This is a genomic window from Salinivibrio sp. HTSP, from assembly GCF_003390965.1.
Classification (GTDB): Bacteria; Pseudomonadota; Gammaproteobacteria; order Enterobacterales; family Vibrionaceae; genus Salinivibrio; species Salinivibrio kushneri.
In genome coordinates this window covers 1-7,978 of sequence record NZ_PXUD01000106.1, presented here as the reverse complement: position 1 = coordinate 7,978, position 7,978 = coordinate 1, and the positions used below count along the sequence as shown (strand labels likewise).

The 7,978-nt window shown below is 46.5% G+C and carries 6 protein-coding genes; all 6 read right to left on the bottom strand.

The features are described 5' to 3' along the window. On the bottom strand, nucleotides 1-608 hold a 608-nt coding region (locus tag C7A19_RS14665; RefSeq protein ID WP_201264101.1), incomplete at its 3' end, for a CmcI family methyltransferase. Then, nucleotides 583-1,356 (bottom strand): class I SAM-dependent methyltransferase, encoded by a 774-nt coding sequence (locus C7A19_RS14660; protein ID WP_077650262.1) that lies wholly within the window; start codon nucleotides 1,354-1,356, stop codon nucleotides 583-585. The genes C7A19_RS14665 and C7A19_RS14660, both read right to left, overlap by 26 nt. Further along, entirely contained in the window at nucleotides 1,356-5,609 is a 4,254-nt protein-coding gene (locus tag C7A19_RS14655; protein WP_116645269.1) for a hypothetical protein, read from the bottom strand. Before C7A19_RS14655 ends, C7A19_RS14660 begins: the two co-directional genes overlap by 1 nt. Next, entirely contained in the window at nucleotides 5,597-6,466 is an 870-nt protein-coding gene (locus C7A19_RS14650; protein ID WP_077650264.1) for a TauD/TfdA family dioxygenase, read from the bottom strand. The genes C7A19_RS14655 and C7A19_RS14650 overlap by 13 nt, the downstream gene beginning before the upstream one ends. Next, nucleotides 6,466-7,164 (bottom strand): class I SAM-dependent methyltransferase, encoded by a 699-nt coding sequence (locus tag C7A19_RS14645; RefSeq protein WP_077650265.1) that lies wholly within the window; start codon nucleotides 7,162-7,164, stop codon nucleotides 6,466-6,468. Before C7A19_RS14645 ends, C7A19_RS14650 begins: the two co-directional genes overlap by 1 nt. Nucleotides 7,165-7,167: 3 nt before the next feature. After that, the gene (locus tag C7A19_RS14640; protein ID WP_077650266.1) at nucleotides 7,168-7,650 is read right to left on the bottom strand and encodes a hypothetical protein; all 483 of its coding nucleotides are present in this window, start codon (nucleotides 7,648-7,650) and stop codon (nucleotides 7,168-7,170) included. Nucleotides 7,651-7,978: the final 328 nt, after the last annotated feature.

Here is a 7,978-nt window from a genome sequence, read left to right as displayed (position 1 = left end):
GCATACCGGCGATGGTTGAAAAATGAACACTCATGCGCTCGCCCTGCTCTCGCATCTCCATGAACAAGCACGGACTGATTCTCACTATTGAATCCTTCAATATGTGCTGGCTGAAGATCAACACCTACTAAAAAGCCCTCGCGATTTAACAAGCGCAGGACAGTATCGATGAAATAGAGACCTCCACCTCGCCCATAGCCCACTTCAAGGATTCGTGATCTCTTTTGGGAATAAATAAGCTCTTGATAGAAGAAAAGATCCATTGGCATTTTTACTGCAACTTGGCCCAGCCAACGGTAATCTCGTTGAGTCTCAATTTCGTGTTGCCAATACCAACGATGATAAGCCAGGGCTAGGCTGCTTTCGGTTAAAGGTTTGGTTTGTTCTATTGCTGGTAAATCACATTCTGCTTTGACGAGTACCTGGGCTTCAAACCATTCCTGATGCGTTGGCTGCAATGGTCTAAACTGGGCGTATGATACAAAAGCCCAATAATCTTCATAAGTTATGCGTAAGCAGGTTCCCAAATGTGCGTGATGCAGCTCCACATATTCGTCATAGAGAACCGGGTACACAAAACGACTAAAGCGAACAGGAGAATTTTTCAAAGGGTAGTCCCGCAATCAGAAAGGGATTAAAGGTTTTATTGAAAGGTTGACCTTGATAGTTTTCTAAAAGCTGCACATGTTGGAAACCAACATCTTGCATAACCTTAGCGACCATCTTTGCATCCGCAACATTTAAAACATGCTTTTCGTCAAAATGTTCACCGGTGGAGTTGCAGTGAAACTGATATTGCGCAATGAGCGTCTCGCGATCACCTGCTGAAAATCGATATTTGAAAGTAATATCTTGAGGGTCACCAGCCCCCGGCTCTTGATCTACAAGAAAGCCGGCAAATTCTTTTGGCGCATGCGGTGCGTGCGCGACCTGGAAAAAAACCTTTCCGCCAGGTAGCAAAGCGCGTTTGATACGCTTGAGTATATCCGTCAATTCATCGAGGTTAGCTGCATAATTAAGTGACCACGAAAGAGACACTATCGCATGAAACTCTTTTTGAAACTCCAGATCCTGCATGGGCATCAGATGCACGCGCTCCTCGCCAACTTTGTCACGAGCAAGTTGTAGCATGGGAGCAGCGGGATCAAGGCCTACTGGATCAAGTCCGGCTTGTAATGCTTTCTCCAAGAATACGCCGCTTCCACATCCAATGTCCAAAACACATGCGTGTGCACTAATATTTTTAATTTTTTCAATGAGAAAAGCATGATCATGTTGGTAATGATGTTTAGGTGTATGCTGATCGTAGCGGTCACCAAAGCGACCATACAGCTGATATTGCGGAACGTGCTTCATTAATGCTCCTGTATAATCAACGGCATATGTGTAAAAGCCTGTGCCATGCTGGGAATAAGCGCCTTATAAACAGGCTGGGGGGCTGGTTTAAAAAGTTTGGATTCACCAAAACCCTTGTGTATTAGCTTTTCAGTAATGGTCATTAGACGTAGAACATTTTGCTGCTGGCGACCCGTTAGTGAATATTGACCAAGCCAGCTGTGAAGCTCTGCCACAGTTCCATGACGAACCCAGTCACTGTAACTGTGATTTCCCAAATATAACATGCCCACATAACGCCGAAGACCAAGGCCATCGCAAACAGGGCAATCGACGTCTTTTCTGGTAGCCTGCAATTCTTTTGCCCAATCTTGGTCAGCTCGTTCCAGATTTTTCTGGAGATGATTATATAAACCGTCCCAGCGTAACCAGGAAGATACTTCATCAGGATAAGCCTTGGCATTCTTAAGAAAGCTGCCAGGGCCTGGCCGTGACCAAAATCCATAAAGCACGAGGTTCAATTGAGCTTGAGTCCACTTTAAGCACGAATCATCTCTAGGCCAAAGTCTCTCTTTGATCATTCTTTTGAAAAAAGGCGTTAGTATATTGCGATGAGTCCCCTTAAGAATTTCGATTGTGGAAGGGCTAAAGAGCTCTTTGTCGAGAATTGAGCAACTACGATCAGCAAAAATGAAGCTTAGATCCCAGGCGGCTTGTTTGCCACTGCCTTTGCAAGCTGGACATTTGCCCCGCTCTCCTTTCTGTAAAAAATCATAAGGCGAAACAGCCAGAGGACTAACTAATCCATGCTGAAAATCGACAAAGCGTGTCGCATATTTTCCTATACACTCACCCTTATATTGAAGCTCGACGTACCCTGCACCAATCGCCAACGCTTTAGCCAGACATTGTTCTCGTTGAGCACGGGTAGCCTTCGTTTCACATTGAAAATCTTTGCTTGTAGCACGTGCTTCAAGATAATTCGTGAATGGAAAAGTATCATAGCCCTGTTTCCTGAGATAAATAAGCCTGTCTTCTGCAATACTGTGCGGAAGATCATGACCCCATATGTAAACATCTTGAAGAAGAGGCTGAATCACCAATTGTGCATCCGGCGTCTGACACCAAAGGTTTAGGAAGTTATCAGAGCTGTACACATCCGAGGAGAGAATGTGGTTTTCTAAGGCAAAGGTGAGCAGGTGTCGGTCTAGACCACCGTATTGAATCAGTTGTTGATCTTGAACCTTGGCATATTCAAAAATAATCGTCGGTGTAGCAGCGCTTCTTTGAAAAGGGTCTGAAATCGCTGCAATATCGTGCCCTAATAAGCGCCGAAGCCATCGCAAAGTGGCCTTAGCATGCTCACTATTAAGCGGCTTTTTGACTTCGGAGGGCTGAGCTGTTTTCTGAGGCCGCCGTACTTTAGTCTCATGCAAATTCTTTAGCATGCGTCCCGTCGCAGTTTTTGTCTGGGCTATTTGCTGAGGGGGTCCTGTTGCAACGACACCACCACCATCGGGGCCGGATCCAGGACCAAATTCAATCACCCAATCACTGGCGGAAACCATCGAAAGATTGTGCTCAACAAGTATGACTGTGTTCATGCCATTAGCAACCACATAATCGACAGCTCGAAGCAGGTTGGCTACATCACTTTTGTGTAAGCCAGACGCGGGTTCATCAAGCAGAAACAGTGAGCTTTTACCCTTCTGATGACTAAGTTGTTTTGCAATGCGCAGACGCTGAATTTCGCCACCACTCAGTGTGTCAACACGCCGGCCTAATGCAAGATGTCCAAGGCCAAGCTGAGAAATAGATTGAAGCAAATTATGATGTCGATTTAGCGCAGGCGGAAGATCCTGCAGTAGCGCCTCAATACTGCAATCAAGTAGCTGAGCGATGTTCATGCCGTAATCGTAAATGCCAAGAATATGACTCTGAAAACGACGGCCGCCACAGCTTGCACAGGCTACCCATTGTAAACCATCCTGTGTCTCGCCAATACCCAAGCATTCAGGACAGCGCCCATCACCGCTGTTTAGGCCAAAATCCCTAGCTTGAAGATTGTGTTTCTCTGCTTGGGAAAGTGCAGCGTAGTGATTGCGCAAATTTCCGGCAATGTCGAGTGATGTAGCTACCAAGCTACGAAGGTTTGCAGGTGGAACACCTTGGTCGAGGCTAATGACCTGTTCAAACTGTTGATAACCTTCAATCCTACGCCATCCTTGTGGATCTGGGTTTTGTGGGTTTTGCAGCGCTGGCTTGAGCACACCATGTACAAAGCTAGATTTGCCAGAGCCGGATAGGCCTGTAATGCAAATAAGTTTACCAAGCGGAATATGCACATCTTGATTGCGTAAATTATGGCGACAAGCTCCATAGATACTCAAGCGAGGTGCTTGCTCTTCAACTCGAAGTTGCTGCCGCTGTAGCTTGTCGGGAGCCTGCCACCAGGATTGAGGTACCCTTCCCTGGAAAGTAACCTTACCACCTTCAGGGCCACCACTAGGTCCAAGCTCGACTAAATGATCGACAGCAAGTGCAAGCTGCTGGCGATGATCATTGATGATCAAGGTATGCTGCCCCCTTAATGCTTCCAGGGTATCAGCCAATCTAACTACATCTTCATCATGCAAACCTCGTGCAGGCTCATCAAGCAGTAACCCAAGCCCCTCATGTCTTCCATCGAAAACGGACGCAAGACGTATGCGCCGCGATTCACCTTCGCTGATCTCGCGCATACCACGAGTACCATTAAGATGAGCTAGCCCAACCCCTACAAGGCTTTGAGAAAGACATTGAAGCTGCTCTAAATAAGGCCTAGCAGCTTCTGGAAGTGCTTTGGAAAAGCGACCCGAAGATGAACATAATTCAGTCAGTGCAGCAAAGTTAGTATCGAGTAAATCCGCGATATTGTAGCCTCCAAGGTCAAGAGATCTTGCTGCATGAGACCATCGTGAGCCCCTACAAGCTTTGCAGCGGCCATAACTGATAAGAAATGCGAGCCGCTCTGCTGTTTTGGTTCCTTTAGTAACATGCTTCATGATGGCAGAAATTAAGCCGGGATAAATACGCGGCTTACTCATCTGGCGCCTAGTACCTGGTTCTATATCTGCAATAAGCTGCGAGCCACTACCATACAGCACCAGATTACGAGCACTTTCTGAAAGCTCAGTCCATGGCAAGTCTGGATCAAAATCAGCGATACCTCGCAAACCTTCCATGGTGTCATGTTGAATGTTAATAAATTTATAATTTTTTGCTGTCCATAACACACAAGCACCTTCGTGCATCGACTTCTCGGGGTTTGCGATCAGCTGTGTAATATCAACCTCTGCAGACGTGCCTAAACCCTTGCAGGAAGGACAGGCACCGCTGGCTTCATGCTCCGGCGCATTGAATGAAAGCAAATGAATATCAGCTGGACGATAGATAAGTGGGTCAGAGGGTGTGACCCAGTGCTTGCGGGAATCGAGGCCAACGCCGTGGACACCTTGAAGGTCTGACAGCTTGCTATTGTGTGTTTCTACAAACACGCGTCCTTCACCAGCTTGAAATGCCAACTGCATTAGCTGGAATAGCCTCTTCTCGTTTTTTGCCGCTCGCTTGCTTAGATCGAGCTCACCTACCAGTACCTCTACAAGATGACGGCTCTTTTTGGAAAGCGGCTCGAAAGGGTTTAAGTGTACTATGCGGCCCAGATCCCATTGTTTAGGAGTATCACTTTCACTACGCACGGTAGCAGTATCAAACCCCAATTCAGCTAGGTTTGCTGCCATGACAACACCATCATTGGCGACAAAAGACAAAGGAATTGCCCAGATGGTAATCTTGCCTTGATGATGCTGCAAAAGCCATTCAGCATAATGCTCTGCCGTTGGGGCATCTACAACAGTACCAGCAATTTGCGAGACAGGGTTAGACCATTGCAAAAACATGTGTCGCAGCAGCGAAAGTAACCCACTGGCTGTAGCCACTGTAGTGCGCGAGGAAGCCCTAAAAGCGCGCTGGCCAACATGTAAGGTGGGAGGCAAAGCATCGATAAAAGCCGGATTCATCGGTAAGCCTAAATGATCCTGCGAGACCCCGAGAAACTCTTTGAGGCGCTGATTACCTTCTAGTGCGAGCACATCTTTCAATAGAGAGCTTTTTCCTGAACCAGACACTCCTACGACCATCGAGATCGAACCAAGCGGGAAAGTAACATCGACAGCTTGAAGATTATTGGCATCAGCGCCAACTACATGGATAGCTTGTGGGCTCAGATTTGCCATTGGGGTTCATCCTGAAGATGAAGGACATAGATTTCACGAGCAAGAAACTGCCGGGGAAATTTTGTAAACTGAACTGTGCATTCGCCTCGATAATGTAGTGCTCGGTGATTTGAGACAAAAAGTGCGTCACCCGGTGCTAAATGAATCGGTTCAGATACCGCCATTGCGCACTCATGGATGACTGTTAGGTAGTACTCCAGTTCCTGTGGTAGTGAATATAAACGCTGTGCTGCTGCTCGTAAGGTTTCGGGATGAAATCGAATTGTGCCACCTTCAATAATAGAACCAGACCAAGCGCCCTGTTTGCGCTCATCTACCATGTCCAATTTGGTTTTTGTTAGAAACGTAAGCGTCTCTGCTTCGCCTCGTCTTTTAAGCTCACTTAGCAGATCATCAATCATCACCACTCGTGATTCACCCATTTTAGGATTGGGGTCAGGCTTGTGGCAGTGAATGACCGTAGCGGCCGGTGGTACAGGTGCAGTGTTGAGGTCAGTATGAAAATATCCCTCTTTAATCGTTTGCGATAGCTCTTTGGTCCAAGGCGACATCTTAAAGTGTTTGACGATTTTATTTTTTCGGTAGGATTTAAAACGTGCAGATAGACTCAACGCTGCAAGCAGAGTTGTAGCACCGTTATCCGTGGGTACACCGCGAACCACAAGGCTGGACTTGTCATGCCACGACCTCGCAACCTGCTGGATGAAGGCAGTCCATTGAGAGGAGTGAAAGAATTTTGGTGGATCCCATGTGGACCCAAGCAAACTCATTTCCAAATACTCTAAGCTTACAGAGCGGGCTGTTTCCAAAAGCTGCTGTGCTAAATCGCCAGGCATGTGGACTTCATTAATATGCATCAGGCCATCCTTTGAAAACGAAAAAGAAGTTTGTGTTTAAATTGATGATCAAGCAATGCTTCAACACTCGGATAGGAAAAAGCTGATTCTTCTAAAGGGTTGTAGTGTGCCCAGCCTTGATCTCGAAGTGTTCGAACAGATGGAGAGAGTCCCTGTTCTCCTGCTGCTTTCATCAGTGCTATGGGAGTATGATCGAATGTGGTATGTCCTTGATTATGAAGTTCTTCGCGCCAGATGGGCCAAAGCGGATTTTCAAGGTGGCATCCCAATACCACGTAGGCAAAAGCATGAGGCTTGAGAACTCTTTGAATGTTTGCTGCAAACTGGTTCAAATCCTGGATAAATGGCAACACTTCATGCGACAACACCAAGTCGACAGACTGATCAACAATTTTCTGCCATTCGTTCTCTCGCAAAATTTTGGCAGATGCCCCCTCACGCTGTAGACGTGCTTGGGCTATATCCCGTGCAGTTTTCATTGGCTCTACACCGATCAGATGCATTGCCTTGAACTTTTCCCTTGAGAGTGAGAGAAGGCCACCTTGATGACAACCAATATCAAGAATTGTCCCTCCCTCATCAATCACGCGATCAGCTTTAACATGGCCTAATAGCGCAAGCCAAAAAAGCTTATTTCTCTTTTCTAGGGACGAATCTTCATCCCTACCAAACATGAAAATGTGTTTGATTTCAGCCATAGTTTATGGGCAACGCTGAGGGGCACAACTGCGAGCTTGTACGTCACCTGCTGTAGGGTCAACTCCGAAATGAGTTACGAAGAGGTCAAGTGATTTTTCGAAGGCCGCTTCCAGGTTGGCTCGATCTTCAGGCCCTCGCATTCCAAAATAGGGGAAGTGATGTAAAAACTCTCCGAAAAGTATTTCACAATCTCTGGCATATGCGCGAGTATCAAGAATGTGCGCGTGCCAATACTCATCAATAGGTCCTGTAGGACATATTTTTTTTTCAGGGTAGCGCATATTTAGCGCAAGAAATTTTCGGTAAAGATCCTCAACTTCCCGGCAGTATTCGACTGTCCAGCCGTATTCCTCAACAAATTTCCGATTCAACATCGAGAAGTCAAGCGCTGCAACTTTCTTTAGAGCCGCAGACAGCTCAGAGTCTTTAATTACAAGTGACTGTGACTCTTCAAAGCTCAGTGCAGTTGATGAAATTACACCCATATACTTTTCCCTTGTACTATGTATGTATAGATTATTATACTTATAGATTTAAAAAAAGTCCAAACCATTAGATAGGGAATCTGTGATTCACTCGCCAAAATTTGCGATAATCTCAGCATAACGTCTGATTTTAGGGGATTACCATACAACAACTGTCTTTCACGGATGCCGAGAAGATCCATAAGAAACGAAAAACGCGTCGTGAACTAAGGCAGCCGTTACGATCATCAAGATGCCGACGGACAAAGTGTGGTCTCGAAACGCGCTCAAGACTACCCACCGATTCGCCGTGCCATGGTGCAAGCCCACCCTGAAACCGGCCAAGACG

What these genes read in the sequence shown, in the direction of transcription:
- C7A19_RS14660 (WP_077650262.1), bottom strand. Translation starts at nt 1,356, where the DNA reads ATGAAGCACGTTCCGCAATATCAGCTGTATGGTCGCTTTGGTGACCGC.
- C7A19_RS14655 (WP_116645269.1), bottom strand. Translation starts at nt 5,609, where the DNA reads ATGGCAAATCTGAGCCCACAAGCTATCCATGTAGTTGGCGCTGATGCC.
- C7A19_RS14650 (WP_077650264.1), bottom strand. Translation starts at nt 6,466, where the DNA reads ATGCATATTAATGAAGTCCACATGCCTGGCGATTTAGCACAGCAGCTT.
- C7A19_RS14645 (WP_077650265.1), bottom strand. Translation starts at nt 7,164, where the DNA reads ATGGCTGAAATCAAACACATTTTCATGTTTGGTAGGGATGAAGATTCG.
- C7A19_RS14640 (WP_077650266.1), bottom strand. Translation starts at nt 7,650, where the DNA reads ATGGGTGTAATTTCATCAACTGCACTGAGCTTTGAAGAGTCACAGTCA.